This window comes from Neobacillus sp. plas4, assembly GCF_057221695.1.
Window position 1 is genome coordinate 1,528,584 of sequence record NZ_CM170152.1, and the last position, 15,066, is coordinate 1,543,649.

Here is a 15,066-nt window from a genome sequence, read left to right on the forward strand (position 1 = left end):
TCCGGCTTTTTGTTGTTCTAAATATGAACGTACATACTAAACTATGTATAGAGAGGTTGTACAAAAAGGAGGACAAAACATGGTTAGAAAAATGGGAGTCTATGCAGTTTTGGCCTATGTAATATATGGGTTGTTTTTTTATTGGTATTTATTTCATTTTACAGACTCAAACCTGCCCTTCGAATTTCAAGGAACCAAAGCAGATCCCGCAACTTTTTTAAATGGCAGGGAGTTAATGTTAAGTGAAGAGTATTCAAAAATCAGAAATCTGTTGTTTTTTCTATCGACACCATTCGAATGGCTTTTTTATTTTCTAATACTATTAGTTGGATTTTCTAAAGCGTTCAAATCGTGGGCTGAAAATTCATCAAAGTACAAACTGCTTCAAACAGCTATTTACCTTATTTGGCTATCGTTCTTTGCATTTGTTGCAACATTTCCTTTAAGCTATATCGGCTATACTTTGTCAAAGTCCTATAACATCTCAACACAAAGCTTTGCTTCTTGGATGAAGGATGAACTAATTGATTTCTGGATCAATTTTGGAACACTAATGATTATTGTGCCAGTATTATACTGGTTGATGAAAAGAAGTGTAAAACGCTGGTGGTTTTATGCATGGTTATTGTCTGTACCGTTTACTTTGTTCTTGATGTTTTTACAACCTATTGTGATTGACCCTTTGTACAATGACTTTTATCCTTTAAAAAATAAGGAACTTGAGACAAAAATACTATCATTAGCTGAAAAAGCACAGATCCCGGCAGAACATGTTTTTGAAGTAAATATGGCGGACAAGACAAATTCTTTGAATGCTTATGTAACAGGCATTGGTTCAAACGCGAGAATTGTGTTATGGGATACAACCTTAAATAAGTTATCAAATGACCAAATTTTATTTATCATGGCACATGAAATCTGTCATTATGTTGAGAAGCATATTTATATCGGTATTGCCTTGTATTTACTTTTTTCATTAGTTGGTTTATATCTCACGTATCGAATAATGAATTGGGCAGTTAGTCGCTTTGGAAAGGAATTAAAAATACCTGATGTCAAAGACATTCGATCTTTGCCTCTATTTTTTATGATTCTTTCGATGTTAATGTTTGTTTCCAGTCCTTTCAGCAACCTGATTTCTCGTTATGAGGAAAAACGCGCTGATCAATACGCAATAAATATGACTCAAAATCCAGAATCAGCCATTACATCCTTCCAGGAATTAACAAAATCAGGGCTGACCCAGGTGAATCCGCCATTACTTGTAAAGATATTCCGTTATAGTCATCCTACCATGTTGGAGCGTATTTCTACTCTGGAAGAATTTGAAATAAAACAAAGGATAAAAGATAAATAATGGCTGTAGATTAAGAAAGGGCCTAAATAAAAAATGGGAGAGGAGTTTTGAGCTCCTTTCCCGTTTTTGTGACTACGTTCCAAATCGTTTGTTTATTTCGATAAGTTGTTTAGACAGGTAGTAAAAATGTTGTTTATCTCGATGGTCAATGGCAAGGTCAATTTTTTTTTGCAGTTTTTCTTTTTCAATCGTCAATTGAATTTCTGATAAGAGCATATCAATGTACAAATCCTGAACGAAGTTCTCTTTCCGTTGACGTTTCATGGCACCAATTTTCATTAATTCCGTGTATGATTTCTCATTCATCAAAATCACCTCTGATGCTTTTTAATATTATATGGTTTTTTTTTTGATAATATCAATCAATTATTATAATTTTCCGACATATATTTTCGTAACTTTGTGAATAAATTCGCAACAATTTTGAAAAATTAATCAACTAGGAAACAAACATGCTATGATGGGTAATATTGCTAATGGAGTTGAAAAAATGAAGCTGAGGCAAATTGAAGAATATGAGGTAAATCCATATACGATGTTTATTAAACCTATCGCGTATGGCAGTAAAATTTATTCAGAGATCGTTGAAGTAGAAGATGAATTTTTATCCCCCTTCAAACCGCTTGATATTATAAGAACCAGTTGTGAATATTATGGATGTGATTATGAAGGTCGCAGGAATGGTACGAAACAATTAGTTGGGTACGCGCATAAAATTCCAATTGCGATCGATCCCACCAACCGGATATTTTTCTTCCCTACAACATCACCTAACCGACAAGAGTGCATTTGGATTTCCCATGAACATGTAAAAGATTATGACCGTATTAATCCGCAAGAAACATTAGTTCTTTTTAACAACAATCAGTCCTTTAAATTTCCGATATCGTACAGCACGATTAGTTCTCAATTAGAGCGGACAGCGTATTTAAGAACAAAGCTAATGCAAAGAATTGAATTTAATGAAAGGAAATCTTTTTATTTATTACAACGTCCCAAGAACATAGAAGCATCGGAAAATTTCAATACGTATGATAAAGAAAAGTTAAAGAAGTAACTGTAAGGTCTTATCGAGATAGGTTCTATTTTAGAAAATAAAACTCCATTAACTCTTGAACTTTATTGCGAATTCTTGGATTAAAGTAATTATGAGACTCCTCATACCCTTTATATAAGAACATATACATAGTAAAAGCATCGTCCCGTTTTGTCTCGATTACTTGGAGTTTATGCTGCTTCATATATTTTTTTACTTCTGCTAATTCCTTTTGAATGGTCTTCATTGTTTCTTCAATTAGTAATAAATATGGTTTTTTTAATTTAAAAGGACTCTTTTCTACTATGGTTAAATCACGATTTAAGACAATCAATACCATGGGTAAATAGATGGCTTTTTCCATTATATTGCGATCTTCCTCTGGAATTCTGGTCATCCATTATCGGCACCTTTCTAGTTTTTATCATTAGAACGTTTGTTCTTGTTTAATCATACGAAAATTTAATCTAAAACGCAATGCTTAAAAGCTTGCGTTTTTTTATTTGCAAAATTTGGTACGAGTATGAGAAAGTTTTTTATAGAAGGATATTATCTCGGAGAAAATGAATTATATAATAGAACCATAAAAATAAATACATTATACATAGATGGGTGAGTTGGTATGAGATATGAAAGACATAAAAAAAGAAAAAAAAGAAAATCAACATCTATATTATTAGTTCTCTTGGTGTTAATAAGTGCAACAGCTGGTTATGTATTTTTTCAATATAAACAAGGAGTTAATCAATCTTTAGAGAAAATTAATAATGAGGAAAAACAAAGCGATATAAATAGTGAAGTTTATGCTTTTGAGGGTAAAAAGGATCAATATGGTGCCACTAATATTCTGTTGCTAGGCAGTGATGCCCGGGGGAATGAGAAGGCTCGGGCCGATACGATCATGATTGCGCATTATAATGAAGATAAAGGGACATATAAAATATCGTCTATTATGAGGGATAGTTATGTCAGTATTCCAGGGCATGGTAAGCATAAAATCAATTCTGCTTTTATGCGGGGCGGTCCTGAACTTATGAGAAAAACAATCAAAGAAAACTTTGAAATAGACCTGCAATATTATGCGATTGTGGACTTTGAAGGGTTTGTACAATTAATAGATGAAGCCTTCCCTAAAGGTGTAGAAATAAATGTTGAGAAACGAATGAAAGAATACATAGAAGTTCCGTTAGAACCTGGACTTCAAAGGTTAAATGGCGAGCAAATGCTTAGCTTTGTGCGGTTTCGGCATGACGCAATAGGTGACTTTGGCCGCGTTCAGCGTCAACAGCAGGCACTTCAAGCTATTGGGGATCAACTTACAGGGATCCAAACGATTCCAAAGCTGCCAAAATTAATCGGGGTGGTCACCCCATATATTAATACAAATATGGATACAGGTGATATTTTATTTATGGCAAAGGATTTCTTTGCAAAGGGTAGAGGTAATATTGAGACTTTTAGGATTCCGATAGAAAATGGATATAAAGATGCAAATATAAAGGGGGAAGGTGCTGTATTGGATTTAGATTTAGAAATGAATAATGAGGCTTTTCACCAATTTTTAACACAATAAGCAAAAAGAAACTGCAGAATTTTAAGGAGCATTCTTATGGACATCGAAGCATTCAAAGCATGGTTCACTCTTGAAAATATAATGGACTTAATTCAAGAATACAGGTCATTTGGACCATTACCAGGTATCGTGCTGCCCATGATTGAGGCATTTTTGCCATTTTTGCCATTGGTCATATTTGTAATGGCGAATGCAAGTGCTTTCGGGCTTTGGTTAGGGTTCTTATATTCTTGGGTGGGCTCTTGCTTAGGAGCACTATTACTATTTTTACTAATAAGAAGGTACGGACAAAAGAGACTATTTTCTTTTCTTTCCAAACACCAAAAGGTTCGGAAGTTGATGGATTGGGTGGATCGCCATGGTTTTGGACCGTTGTTTCTACTGCTCTGTTTCCCATTTACACCATCTGTAATTGTAAATGTTGTAGCAGGTCTTTCAAAAATCAGTATGTATCAATACATGCTTGCTGTTGCGATTGGCAAGATGGTAATGATCTTTACCATTAGTTTTGTAGGATATGATCTTCGATCATTGATTACTCAACCCTACCGCACAGGGATAGTTTTAGTCGTTATTTTTATTCTTTGGTATGTTGGAAAAAGAATTGAAGTAAGATTGAATAAGCGCATTGAAAATGACCATAATGAGGAGATAAATAGAGGTAAAGAATTGAAGAAAAGGAGGAGTTAAAAATGAATAATGAATGGAAAAAAGAGGGGATTGAATGGATTAAAGCCTTTGCAATTGGAATTATCATTTTTGCTTTTATACGAACATTTTTCTTTTCTAACTATGTTGTCGAGGGAGAATCGATGATGCCTACTCTTCAAGATGGGAACAAATTAGTTGTCAATAAGTTGGGATACCAAATTAGTGATCTTAGCCGTTTTGATGTTATTGTCTTTCATGCAAATGAGAAAGAGGATTTTGTTAAACGTGTCATCGGACTTCCAGGGGATAAAATTGAATTTGTAGATGATCAATTATACATCAACGGACAAAAGTATAAAGAACCATTTTTATCTGTTTATAAGCAGGATATACCTGGCATTAAACTTACAGGTGATTTTAGTTTGAAGGAAATTACCGGTGAAAGTACAGTACCGGAAGGAAAGCTATTTGTCCTTGGGGATAATCGCTTAGGAAGCTGGGACAGCAGGCATTTTGGCTTTATCTCTGTCAGCCAAGTGGTAGGAAAAGTTGACCTCCGTTATTGGCCGCTAAATGAAGTGGATGTTCAATTTTAATATGGTAATCAGAAACCAGAGAGTACGATGATGATGTCGGCTCTTTTTTGTTTTTAAAGACTCTTTTCTTAATTTTAAAATTTACCAATATTGGTTTTAATCTGTATGGAGTCTTCCAAACGTTTGTGCTCTTTTTGTGATAAAATGGGATTATATAGTTTAAGAAGGGGAATCGGAAAGTGAGGAAGTAACATGTCTTTAAGATTGGTAACTGGAAGGACGGGCAGTGGTAAGACGCACCTGTGTATGAACGAAATAAAGGACCGGCTGCTGGAAAATCCTAAGGGAGCGCCGATTATATATATTGTTCCTGAACAAATGACGTTTCAGGCAGAATATCAATTGGCGACCGACCCTGTACTTGGTGGAATGATTCGCGCACAAGTATATAGCTTTTCACGATTGGCATGGAGAATTTTGCAGGAGACGGGCGGTATAAGCCGTTATCATCTTAGCAGTGTTGGAATTAGCATGCTCATTCGAAAAATTATCGAAGAAAAAAAAGATCAATTAAAATTGTTTCAGCGAGCAGCTGATAAAAATGGTTTTGTACAGCAAGTAGAACAGATGATAACGGAATTTAAGCGTTATTGCATTCAGCCCAATGAGCTAATGCAAGAGACTATGATGGTTAATCAGAGTGGTGGTTCAGCTTCTAGAGCGTTACAGGATAAATTGAAAGATTTAGAAATGATTTATAGACAATTTGAGGACGAAGTCTTTGGGAAATATATTGATTCCGAAGACTATTTTCATTTACTTTCAGAAAAGATTTCTGTATCAACCTATTTGCAAGAAGCGGAAATTTATATTGATGGTTTTTATAGCTTTACACCTCAGGAATTTTTAGTCATCAAAGAATTAATGAAACATTGTCAGAGAGTGACAATAACCATGACGACTGATCGTAAAACGTTTGAAACTCCTCCAGATGAACTGGATTTGTTTCGGTTATCAAGTGATGCTTCATACTCTCTATATGAATTGGCAAAAGTTGAAGGAATTGAAATCGAGCATTCAACCTATCTATCTCAGCAGCAGAAATGGAGTCATCCTTCACTAAGACATTTAGAGGCTAATTTTGATTCAAGACCAGCAGTCCCTTTTTATGGCCGAGGAGACATCCATATTAGTCAAGCAGTTAATCGCAGAGCTGAAATCGAAGGGATTGCGCGCGAAATTCTTCGGCTGGTTCGGACAAAGAATTATCGATTCAAAGACCTGGCTTTCTTGATTAGAAACGGCGGTGACTATCATGAAATAGTAGAGCCAGTTTTTACAGATTATAAGATTCCATATTTCATCGACCAAAAACGAACCATGTTAAATCATCCATTGATAGAATTAATTCGTTCAACCCTGGAGGTTATTCAATCATTTTGGCGTTATGAGCCAGTTTTTAGGGCAATAAAGACCGAATTATTATACCCGCTTCAGGAAAATCCAGATACAATGCGCGAAAAAATGGATAGACTCGAAAACTACGTACTTGCGTACGGAATAAAAGGGAGTAAATGGACAAGAAAAGATCGATGGACATATCGTCGCTTCAGGGGACTGGAAATGGACAGTAATGTGCAAACAGACGCCGACAAAGAAATCGAACAGCAATTAAATGAATTAAAGCTTATGGTAACTGCCCCCATTCTCCGTTTGTCAAGGAGACTTAAAAAGGCAGATACAGGCCGGAAGCTTTGTGAAGCAATCTATTTATATTTAGAAGAATTGGATATTCCTGCAAAACTAGAAAATTGGAAAATCGACGCGGAACAAAAAGGCAATCTTGTAAAAATGCGCGAGCACGAACAGGTATGGAATGCTTGTATTGATCTTTTAGATCAGTATGTTGAAATACTGGGCGAAGAAAATGTTTCCTTAAAGTCATTCTCAACTATATTAGAAGCTGGATTTGAATCTCTCTATTTTTCACTCATTCCTCCAGCTCTTGACCAGGTTATCATTGGAGATTTAGAAAAATCCAGATTAACAGACATTAAGGCAGCGTTTGTCGTGGGGGTAAATGAGGGGATTTTACCAGCTAAAATTGCCGATGAAGGGATATTATCGGATGAAGAGCGTGAAATGTTACTTGCTGCAGATGTAACAGTGGCACCTAGCAGCAAAACACGTTTATTGGATGAAAACTTTATTGCCTATAAAGCACTAACCACACCTTCCGAGGCTCTTTATGTCAGCTACCCGCTTGCGAATGACGAAGGGAAGGCATTAATTCCTTCCTCATATATTAAGAGATTGAAAGATATGTATCCCGAAATAAAAGAGCATTTTTATGGTACAGACCCTGCTGAGTTATCAGAAGAGGAACAGTTGAACTTTGTCACAAATTACAAAACAACCCTGTCTTATTTAACCACGCAGCTTCAGTTGAAAAAGCGAAATTATCCGATATCCGATTTGTGGTGGGATGTTTATAACTTTTATATTCAAGGAGAGTGGAAGCAGACGGCAGAGAAAGTTTTTTCCAGCCTTTTCTATACCAATCAGACGATACAGCTTTCAAAGGAAACAGCGGATGAACTATATGGTGATACGATACAGGCAAGTGTATCACGGATGGAACTATATAATGGCTGTGCTTTTTCTCATTTCGCACAGCATGGGCTAAAGCTTCGCGAACGGCAGGTTTTTCGTTTAGAGGCGCCTGACATTGGTGAACTATTTCATGCAGCTTTAAAGCATATATCTGATTTCGTCAATGAACAAAAACTTAGCTGGGCATCTCTTTCAAAAAAGCAATGTGAAGAACTAGCTAGGGAAGCTGTAAATGCGTTAGCCCCGAAGCTCCAAAATGAAATTCTACTAAGCTCTGATCGTCATCATTATATAAAACGAAAACTAGAACAGATTATTACCCGGGCGTCTCAAGTATTAAGTGAGCATGCAAAGGTAAGTGGATTTTCGCCAATCGGATTGGAATTAAGCTTTGGACGAAATGGCAAGCTCCCGCCATTAGCATTTTCATTGAAAAATGGTAAACGGATGGAATTAGCCGGGCGCATTGACAGGGTTGATCAGGCAACGGACGAAAATAATCAAACGTATTTACGGGTTATTGATTATAAATCAAGTGAAAAGGATGTTAATCTCAACGAAGTATACTACGGGCTGGCATTACAAATGTTAACCTATTTAGATATTGTTATCACGCACTCAGATGAATTGATAGAAATGAAGGCAAGCCCGGCTGGAGTCCTTTATTTCCATGTTCATAATCCATTAATAAGCTCTAGCAAATTGCTGAGTGCTGATGAAATTGAAAAGGAAATCATGAAGCGATTTAAGATGAATGGCTTAATGGTGGGTGACCAAGATGTCCTTAAGCTAATGGATCAATCGCTTGAATCGGGGGACTCACACATTATTTCAGCTGGTATTAAAAAGGATGGTAATCTAACCAAAAAGTCAAAAGTAGCCAGCTTAAATGAATTTGAAGACCTTAGGGCATATGTTCGAAGGCTATATCAATCTACAGGAGAGGCTATTGTTGATGGACAGGTTGCAATTGAACCTTTTAAACTAAAAGACAAAACACCTTGTACTTTTTGTTCCTACAAATCTGTTTGCCAATTTGACGAGTCCATGGAAAATCATTACCGAATACTGTCACCTCAACCAAAGGAAACAATTTTTGAATTAATAAGAAAGGAGGTTGGGGCAAATGAGTAGTTTTGTGATACCTCCAAAACCTGATGGCGCAACTTGGACGGAAGACCAATGGAAAGCTATCATGGGGAAAAATAAAGATATCCTTGTCGCAGCAGCAGCTGGTTCAGGAAAAACGGCTGTACTTGTAGAACGAATTATTCAAAAAATTCTTTCGGAAGAAGAACCAATCGATGTCGATGAGTTATTAGTAGTAACCTTTACGAACGCTTCTGCTGCTGAAATGCGTCACCGTATCGGGGAGGCACTTGAAAAAGCGATAAACAAAGATCCTAGATCAAGACATTTACGCAAACAGCTCAGCCTATTAAATAAAGCTTCAATTTCAACTCTTCACTCCTTTTGCATGGAGGTTATTCGCAAAAACTATTATCTCATTGATATTGATCCTAGTTTTAGAATCGCAGATGAAACAGAGGCTCAATTAATGAGGGATGAAGTAATGGACGAGCTGTTTGAAGAGGAATACGGAAAAAAGGATAATGAACCATTTTTTCAGTTAGTAGATTCCTTTACCAGTGACCGGAGTGATAGTGCCTTAATGGATATCGTCAGGGATATTTATGATTTTGCCATGTCGAATCCTCTACCAAGGCATTATTTACAGTCCATGATTGACATGTATGATGTTGGTGATGTAACAAATCTAGAAGACTTTCCCTTTATCAAAGCTCTTCTTTTTGATATCGAACTACAATTAGAAGGTGCTAAAGAAATGATACAGCGTGGCTTAGAAGTGACAAAGCTTCCAGGCGGACCTGCACCCAGGGCTGAAAACTTTATAGATGACCTAAATGTTATTCATACACTAATCCAAGCAAATCGCGATTCGTGGACAACCCTTTATCAGGCAATGCAGACTTGGACTTTTACAAGAGCAAAACAGGTAAAAGGGGATCAATATGATAAAGAGTTAACGGAAAAATCCCAAAAACTTCGTGAAAAGGCAAAAAAGAAAATTCAAGATATTAAAGAAGAGCTTTTCGTAAGAAAGCCTGAAGGCTTCTTACGTGATATGGAAGAAATGCGTCCGCTCATAGAAACGCTTGTCTATTTGGTCACTGCTTTTTCCGACCGTTTTGAGAAAGCAAAACGGGAAAAAGGGCTCGTAGATTATGCAGATTTGGAGCATTATTGTTTAAAAATATTAACCGGTGAAATAACCGATAGCCTACAATTTTTACCTTCAGATGCTGCATTGGCCTACCGAAATCACTTCAATGAGGTATTTGTTGATGAGTATCAGGATCTAAATTTGGTTCAGGAAACCATTTTAAAACTAGTAGCGAAAGAAGATGAGGTGAATGGTAACCTGTTTATGGTTGGGGACGTAAAACAATCCATATACCGGTTTCGTTTAGCAGAGCCTAATTTGTTTTTGGGAAAATATAATCGTTTCAGACCGGATGGTAATGGTACGGGATTACGTATAGATCTTGCAAGGAACTTTAGAAGCCGGAAAGAGGTCCTTGAAGGGACAAACTATTTATTTAAACAAATCATGGGTGTTAAGGTTGGGGAAATAGAATATGATGAGGCGGCTGAATTAAGGCCGGGTGCACCGTATCCTGAAGATGAACCTTTTCCTATTGAACTATTACTAATTGACCAAAATAATGAAAGTAAAGAATTGCCCGCCGAAGCGGCCGAATCAGAAATAGAGATAGTACCAACCGAATTTGATGAGGTGGATTTGGAAAAGTCTCAGCTTGAAGCTCGTGTAATGGCTGCAAAGATTAAACAATTAATTGCAAATGAAACGAAAGTGTATAACCCAAAAACAGAATCTTACCGTCCGATTAAGTATCGAGATATGGTCATTCTTCTTCGTTCCATGACGTGGGCGCCACAAATAATGGAGGAATTCAAACAACAGGGAATTCCCATCTATGCCAATCTATCCTCGGGATATTTTGAAGCAACGGAAGTAGCCATTATGATGTCGCTACTAAGGGTCATTGACAACCCTCTTCAAGATATCCCATTGGCTTCTGTCCTAAGGTCGCCGATTGTCGGGCTAAACGAAGAGGAGCTGGCGCAAGTACGTTTACACAGCAAGGGTACATTTTGGGAGGCTGTAAAGAGGTTCTGTCGCAGCAAACCGGATCATCAAGCGGAACAATTATATGAAAAGGTCCGTCGTTTTTATGACTTTTTAGATGAATGGCGATTAATGGCACGTCAGGGGTCATTATCAGAATTAATATGGCAGCTGTATCGAGATACACAATTTTATGACTTTGTTGGTGGTTTACCGGGTGGCAAGCAGCGTCAGGCTAACTTACGTGCCTTGTATGACAGGGCAAGACAGTATGAGCAAACTTCGTTTCGAGGGTTATTCCGCTTTTTACGTTTTGTTGAGAGAATGATTGAAAGAGGAGACGACCTTGGAGCGGCCAGGGCGCTTGGCGAGCAAGAAGATGTAGTTCGGATTATGACGATTCATAGCAGTAAAGGGCTAGAGTTCCCAGTCGTATTTATAGCAGGATTATCACGCAGTTTTAATCAATCCGATATCCGTAAACCATACATGCTCGATAAAGAATATGGATTTGCAGCAAAATATGTAAATGTGGAAAAAAGGATTACCTATCCTTCTTTACCTCAAATTGCTTTTAAGCGAAGAAAAAAAATGGAAATGCTGGCTGAAGAAATGCGTGTTTTTTATGTAGCCTTGACACGTGCAAAGGAAAAACTTTATTTGATCGGAACGTTGAAGGATGCCGATAAAAAAATTGAACAGTGGAACGATGTATCCACTCATACAGATTGGCTGCTTAAGGATTATGAAAGAGCAGCTGCAAGCTGTTATATGGATTGGGTTGGACCTGCACTTATCCGGCATCACGATAGTATCGCATTAAGAAAAACTGAGATTAATCATTCTCTTATTTCCGATGACATCGCTTTTCACCCGTCTGCATGGAGTATTACTCGAAAGAGTGCCGAAGATATTAAAAAGCAGGAAATCTTCGAGGGCATGGAGGAGGACAGTTACCTTCAGCAGGTAGAAAAAAATGTATTAATTCCCGTGACATCAGTCTTTAAAGAAGAGATAACATCTCGTTTAACTTGGGAATACTCTTTTTCGAATGCTTCGACTCACCGCTCGAAGCAATCAGTATCAGAAATCAAGCGTCAGCGGGAAGTGTCAGATGAGTATAGCGGGACCGAATTGTTATCTAGATTTAAAAATTCAATTACAAAACGGCCTAAGTTTATGCAGGAAAAGTCGTTGAGCCCCGCTGAGAGAGGGACAGCCTTGCATATGGTGATGCAGCATGTTGATTTTTCAAGACCTGTTACACCAGAGACTGTTAAGGCACAAGTAGTATCGATGGTTACCAACGAACTGTTAACGGTGGAGCAGGCGGAAGTCATCAATACAGCACTAATTGTAGAATTTTTTGAAACAGATTTAGGTCAAAGGATGATAAAAGCAAACGCAATAAATCGTGAAATTCCCTTTACTCTTTCATTACCAGCTTCGGAAGTATACCCGACATGGAAAGAGGCAGAGGAATCTGTTTTTGTCCAAGGTATTATCGACTGTGTTTTTGAAGATGAAAAGGGACTCGTCCTAATTGACTTTAAATCGGATGGAATTACAGATCGTTATAAAGGCGGCTTCGAACAAGCTAAACCGATCTTTGAAGAGCGGTACAGAATGCAAATTAATTTATACACAAAAGCATTGGAACAAATCTGGAAGAGAAAAGTGAATGAAAGATATTTATTCTTCTTTGATGGAGCCAATATTTTGAAACTCTAACATAACAAAAACAGACAAAAACGACATAAACCATGAGTGGTTTATGTCGTTTTAATTATTCCCGCCAATTGGCTGGTCAAGCAAATTAGCATCAAGTACGTTTGTACCGCTTAAACCGCTAGCAGTAAATATAATTCCCCCTGTATTGAAGCCTCCAGAACCTGTATAGGTCTTTGAAGCACTTTTTGGGGAAATATATACAGTATCCCCGAATTGAACAATTCCACCGCTTACATTCACAATCTGAACTGGACCCATTATCGCTGGCATTTACTAACATCCTTTTCTTTACTTGCCCTTAGTAATCTTGTAATATCGTATTCAAACTTCCTTGTCATTGTTCATTCTTGATGCAGATGTCTGATATGTTTTATCCGTGCTTCCATTGAGACGTTTTCACTGTTTCCAACATGCAGTATGGCGACCGAAGACATTGCAAGGATAGATATAGTATTGACCTTAATGATGGGAAGGCTATTATGAGTAGATATCGTCATGCTTTCATTGATTGGCAAAAAAGGGATTGGTTCTGAAAACACACTATAGTTTGAAAAATTACCTTCTTTTGAATTAAAAACTTCAGCTTCCCTTTGAACAGCCAAGGCACGTGAAAATCCATTAATAATACGGGAATCTCCAAGCTGGATGATAGAGGCGAAGGAAGCAGAGGTCACATGAATGGTGTTTACGACGGAAGATCTCTGGAGCATATTCTTAAGCACTCCTAAAAAAGTGGCACAAACGGCCCGATGATGAGTGATTCAGCAGGAGTGTCGAAAGTTGCAGCCAATTGAATTGTTTGTGTGTCACCAACCATTACGAGTGAAGAACTTGCAACGCCTAGAATTCGAATGGTATCAACACAGATATCCCGATTATATACTTCAAAGTTCATTTTTTGTATTCATTCCTTTCACGTTCTCTGGCAAATGATTAATAAAAATTATAATACCTTTTCTGATTTCCTGCTTGAGTAAATCAATAATGCTCTCCTCTGTATTATGTTCGCCTTCACGTTCTTTGGCTGCCGTATTTTGTATATGGTAATCAATCCTAGCTGGAAGCTGTTTCATGATATCTTGTTTGATAAAAGCTAAATAGGAATCATCTAATCTAACATTTAATTGATTTTGGGTTTCCTTAAATAGTGCTGGCAGTTCGGTTTCTAAATACTGATAAATAGATTCCTCTACTTTCATAGACCGCTGCATTTGTGCTTTAGGATGGATGGGTGTTTTTAAGGATTGATTTTCTACAGCAAAATCTTCAATATTAGCCAAATCGGATGGATTTAGACCAATGTTTAAGGTTCCTTCCAGCGTTTCAACTTTCAATTGATCGAATTTGTATTCAATTTTATCAACCCGAACGCTAGGCTTTTCCTTTAATTGCTTCATTTCTTCCTGCAATTTTTGGATGGTGTGTTCCAGAGCAGCAATTCTATTTTCCTGTGCCTGCAAGGTCATTTGGACCCATTGAAGAAGCTGTGAATAATCCTGGTACATATACCATCACCTCACTTTGAATCATCTTCTCTCCCGCCTGATAATGGCACTGCAGGGCTGCTAGATTGCCCGCCTATAGTTGGAGGACCTCCTGCAGTTGGCGCGGGCTGGGTAAAACCTCCTGTATTATACAAATAGGAGGCAGGTTTAATGATTCCAGCGCTTCCAATCTGCAGGACAGAAGAATTTGTAATAGCGTTAATTTTAATAAAGTTTATTTGAATCGACTGCTGAATATAAAAATTCATTAAAAACCAACCTTTCCTTAAGCATTAAGGAAGATTCCTTGATCTACACCATCTGCATCATATGTGTTCGTATTACTTAAATTATTATTATGAACATTTAAACTTTCACCCGTATTAAAGGAACCAGCTCCGGAGAAAGTTCTTGCGGATGAAAATGGCATAATTTTATAGACATCTCCAATATGAAAAACGGAACTGCTGTTAAGTGTTATGACTTGTGCAACTCCTACAATAGCTGGCATTAACAACACCCTTTACATTTATTCTCTTACTATCGTATGTATGGGATGGTGTAATGTGATTAAATCGCCTAATAAATGTTAAGAGTGAACCTTTTTTAGAAATAGTACGGCTTTAGGCTGCCAAACTGAAATGGTGTTACGAGGTAGGTTAGAGGAATGTTGGGAAAATTATATAAATGAGTAATATTACCTATATATAAATAAAAAATGATAAAATAGTAGGATGTAAGAAAAGGTAAAAGGCCTTATGATAAATATAAGAGATCAGTAGGAATGATGAAAACACTGATTCTCGATAAAGGCAAAACTGATGAAAGTCAGTGACGCAAAGCTAAAGGGGCTAAGGTGTACATATGCACTACGCCAGCCAGTTACCGAAAGAATAGGGTGTTTTTTAATATA

At 37.2% G+C, this 15,066-nt stretch carries 15 protein-coding genes and 1 riboswitch; of the genes, 7 read left to right on the forward strand and 8 right to left on the reverse strand.

Features of this window, described 5'->3' with window-relative positions; genetic code table 11:
* Positions 1-79 precede the first annotated feature (79 nt).
* Complete coding sequence (locus AC2TFD_RS07630) at positions 80-1,357, forward strand: M48 family metallopeptidase (RefSeq protein WP_335519383.1); 1,278 nt, start codon at positions 80-82, stop codon at positions 1,355-1,357.
* 72 nt (positions 1,358-1,429) lie between these two features.
* Here the strand turns inward: AC2TFD_RS07630 and AC2TFD_RS07635 are convergent, their stop codons facing one another.
* Entirely contained in the window at positions 1,430-1,663 is a 234-nt protein-coding gene (locus AC2TFD_RS07635; protein WP_335569623.1) for an IDEAL domain-containing protein, read from the reverse strand.
* A gap of 184 nt (positions 1,664-1,847) precedes the next feature.
* On the opposite strand from AC2TFD_RS07635, the gene AC2TFD_RS07640 reads away from it, so the two are divergent.
* On the forward strand, positions 1,848-2,414 hold the full coding sequence (locus AC2TFD_RS07640) for a competence protein ComK (RefSeq protein WP_335519378.1): 567 nt from the start codon (positions 1,848-1,850) through the stop codon (positions 2,412-2,414).
* A gap of 25 nt (positions 2,415-2,439) precedes the next feature.
* On the opposite strand, the gene AC2TFD_RS07645 is transcribed toward AC2TFD_RS07640, so the two are convergent.
* Complete coding sequence (locus AC2TFD_RS07645; protein WP_335569624.1) at positions 2,440-2,790, reverse strand: YhjD family protein; 351 nt, start codon at positions 2,788-2,790, stop codon at positions 2,440-2,442.
* 225 nt (positions 2,791-3,015) lie between these two features.
* On the opposite strand from AC2TFD_RS07645, the gene AC2TFD_RS07650 reads away from it, so the two are divergent.
* The 5 genes from AC2TFD_RS07650 to addA all read left to right on the forward strand — a co-directional run bounded on the left by AC2TFD_RS07650 (position 3,016) and on the right by addA (position 12,669).
* Positions 3,016-3,966: an LCP family protein gene (locus tag AC2TFD_RS07650; RefSeq protein ID WP_335569625.1), complete on the forward strand. Its 951-nt coding sequence runs from the start codon at positions 3,016-3,018 to the stop codon at positions 3,964-3,966.
* Between the two features lie 36 nt (positions 3,967-4,002).
* Positions 4,003-4,656: a TVP38/TMEM64 family protein gene (locus AC2TFD_RS07655; protein WP_335569626.1), complete on the forward strand. Its 654-nt coding sequence runs from the start codon at positions 4,003-4,005 to the stop codon at positions 4,654-4,656.
* Positions 4,657-4,658: 2 nt separating this feature from the next.
* Positions 4,659-5,213, forward strand: a complete 555-nt coding sequence (lepB, locus tag AC2TFD_RS07660; RefSeq protein ID WP_335518965.1) for a signal peptidase I — start codon at positions 4,659-4,661, stop codon at positions 5,211-5,213.
* Positions 5,214-5,405: 192 nt separating this feature from the next.
* Complete coding sequence (addB, locus tag AC2TFD_RS07665; RefSeq protein ID WP_484675377.1) at positions 5,406-8,900, forward strand: helicase-exonuclease AddAB subunit AddB; 3,495 nt, start codon at positions 5,406-5,408, stop codon at positions 8,898-8,900.
* Complete coding sequence (gene addA, locus AC2TFD_RS07670; RefSeq protein WP_484675378.1) at positions 8,893-12,669, forward strand: helicase-exonuclease AddAB subunit AddA; 3,777 nt, start codon at positions 8,893-8,895, stop codon at positions 12,667-12,669. Before addB ends, addA begins: the two co-directional genes overlap by 8 nt.
* 51 nt (positions 12,670-12,720) lie before the next feature.
* Here addA and AC2TFD_RS07675 read toward each other — a convergent pair whose 3' ends face one another.
* The 6 genes from AC2TFD_RS07675 to AC2TFD_RS07700 all read right to left on the reverse strand — a co-directional run bounded on the left by AC2TFD_RS07675 (position 12,721) and on the right by AC2TFD_RS07700 (position 14,664).
* Positions 12,721-12,939, reverse strand: coding sequence for a spore germination protein (locus AC2TFD_RS07675; RefSeq protein ID WP_335518954.1), 219 nt, complete (start codon positions 12,937-12,939; stop codon positions 12,721-12,723).
* 71 nt (positions 12,940-13,010) lie between these two features.
* Positions 13,011-13,379: a spore germination protein GerPE gene (locus AC2TFD_RS07680; protein ID WP_335518952.1), complete on the reverse strand. Its 369-nt coding sequence runs from the start codon at positions 13,377-13,379 to the stop codon at positions 13,011-13,013.
* A gap of 14 nt (positions 13,380-13,393) precedes the next feature.
* Positions 13,394-13,564 carry a spore gernimation protein GerPD gene (locus AC2TFD_RS07685; protein WP_090763346.1) on the reverse strand — a complete coding sequence of 57 codons (171 nt, stop codon included), beginning with the start codon at positions 13,562-13,564 and terminating at the stop codon, positions 13,394-13,396.
* Positions 13,554-14,174 (reverse strand): spore germination protein GerPC, encoded by a 621-nt coding sequence (gerPC, locus tag AC2TFD_RS07690; protein ID WP_335569629.1) that lies wholly within the window; start codon positions 14,172-14,174, stop codon positions 13,554-13,556. The genes AC2TFD_RS07685 and gerPC overlap by 11 nt, the downstream gene beginning before the upstream one ends.
* Positions 14,175-14,185: 11 nt before the next feature.
* Entirely contained in the window at positions 14,186-14,422 is a 237-nt protein-coding gene (locus tag AC2TFD_RS07695) for a spore germination protein GerPB (RefSeq protein WP_335569630.1), read from the reverse strand.
* A 17-nt stretch (positions 14,423-14,439) separates the two neighbouring features.
* Positions 14,440-14,664 carry a spore germination protein gene (locus tag AC2TFD_RS07700; protein ID WP_335569631.1) on the reverse strand — a complete coding sequence of 75 codons (225 nt, stop codon included), beginning with the start codon at positions 14,662-14,664 and terminating at the stop codon, positions 14,440-14,442.
* Positions 14,665-14,954: 290 nt separating this feature from the next.
* A riboswitch (cyclic di-GMP riboswitch) is annotated at positions 14,955-15,043 on the forward strand.
* Positions 15,044-15,066 lie beyond the last annotated feature (23 nt).

What these genes read in the sequence shown, in the direction of transcription:
- AC2TFD_RS07630 (WP_335519383.1), top strand. Translation starts at nt 80, where the DNA reads ATGGTTAGAAAAATGGGAGTCTATGCAGTTTTGGCCTATGTAATATAT.
- AC2TFD_RS07635 (WP_335569623.1), bottom strand. Translation starts at nt 1,663, where the DNA reads ATGAATGAGAAATCATACACGGAATTAATGAAAATTGGTGCCATGAAA.
- AC2TFD_RS07640 (WP_335519378.1), top strand. Translation starts at nt 1,848, where the DNA reads ATGAAGCTGAGGCAAATTGAAGAATATGAGGTAAATCCATATACGATG.
- AC2TFD_RS07645 (WP_335569624.1), bottom strand. Translation starts at nt 2,790, where the DNA reads ATGACCAGAATTCCAGAGGAAGATCGCAATATAATGGAAAAAGCCATC.
- AC2TFD_RS07650 (WP_335569625.1), top strand. Translation starts at nt 3,016, where the DNA reads ATGAGATATGAAAGACATAAAAAAAGAAAAAAAAGAAAATCAACATCT.
- AC2TFD_RS07655 (WP_335569626.1), top strand. Translation starts at nt 4,003, where the DNA reads ATGGACATCGAAGCATTCAAAGCATGGTTCACTCTTGAAAATATAATG.
- lepB (WP_335518965.1), top strand. Translation starts at nt 4,659, where the DNA reads ATGAATAATGAATGGAAAAAAGAGGGGATTGAATGGATTAAAGCCTTT.
- addB (WP_484675377.1), top strand. Translation starts at nt 5,406, where the DNA reads ATGTCTTTAAGATTGGTAACTGGAAGGACGGGCAGTGGTAAGACGCAC.
- addA (WP_484675378.1), top strand. Translation starts at nt 8,893, where the DNA reads ATGAGTAGTTTTGTGATACCTCCAAAACCTGATGGCGCAACTTGGACG.
- AC2TFD_RS07675 (WP_335518954.1), bottom strand. Translation starts at nt 12,939, where the DNA reads ATGCCAGCGATAATGGGTCCAGTTCAGATTGTGAATGTAAGCGGTGGA.
- AC2TFD_RS07680 (WP_335518952.1), bottom strand. Translation starts at nt 13,379, where the DNA reads ATGCTCCAGAGATCTTCCGTCGTAAACACCATTCATGTGACCTCTGCT.
- AC2TFD_RS07685 (WP_090763346.1), bottom strand. Translation starts at nt 13,564, where the DNA reads ATGAACTTTGAAGTATATAATCGGGATATCTGTGTTGATACCATTCGA.
- gerPC (WP_335569629.1), bottom strand. Translation starts at nt 14,174, where the DNA reads ATGTACCAGGATTATTCACAGCTTCTTCAATGGGTCCAAATGACCTTG.
- AC2TFD_RS07695 (WP_335569630.1), bottom strand. Translation starts at nt 14,422, where the DNA reads ATGAATTTTTATATTCAGCAGTCGATTCAAATAAACTTTATTAAAATT.
- AC2TFD_RS07700 (WP_335569631.1), bottom strand. Translation starts at nt 14,664, where the DNA reads ATGCCAGCTATTGTAGGAGTTGCACAAGTCATAACACTTAACAGCAGT.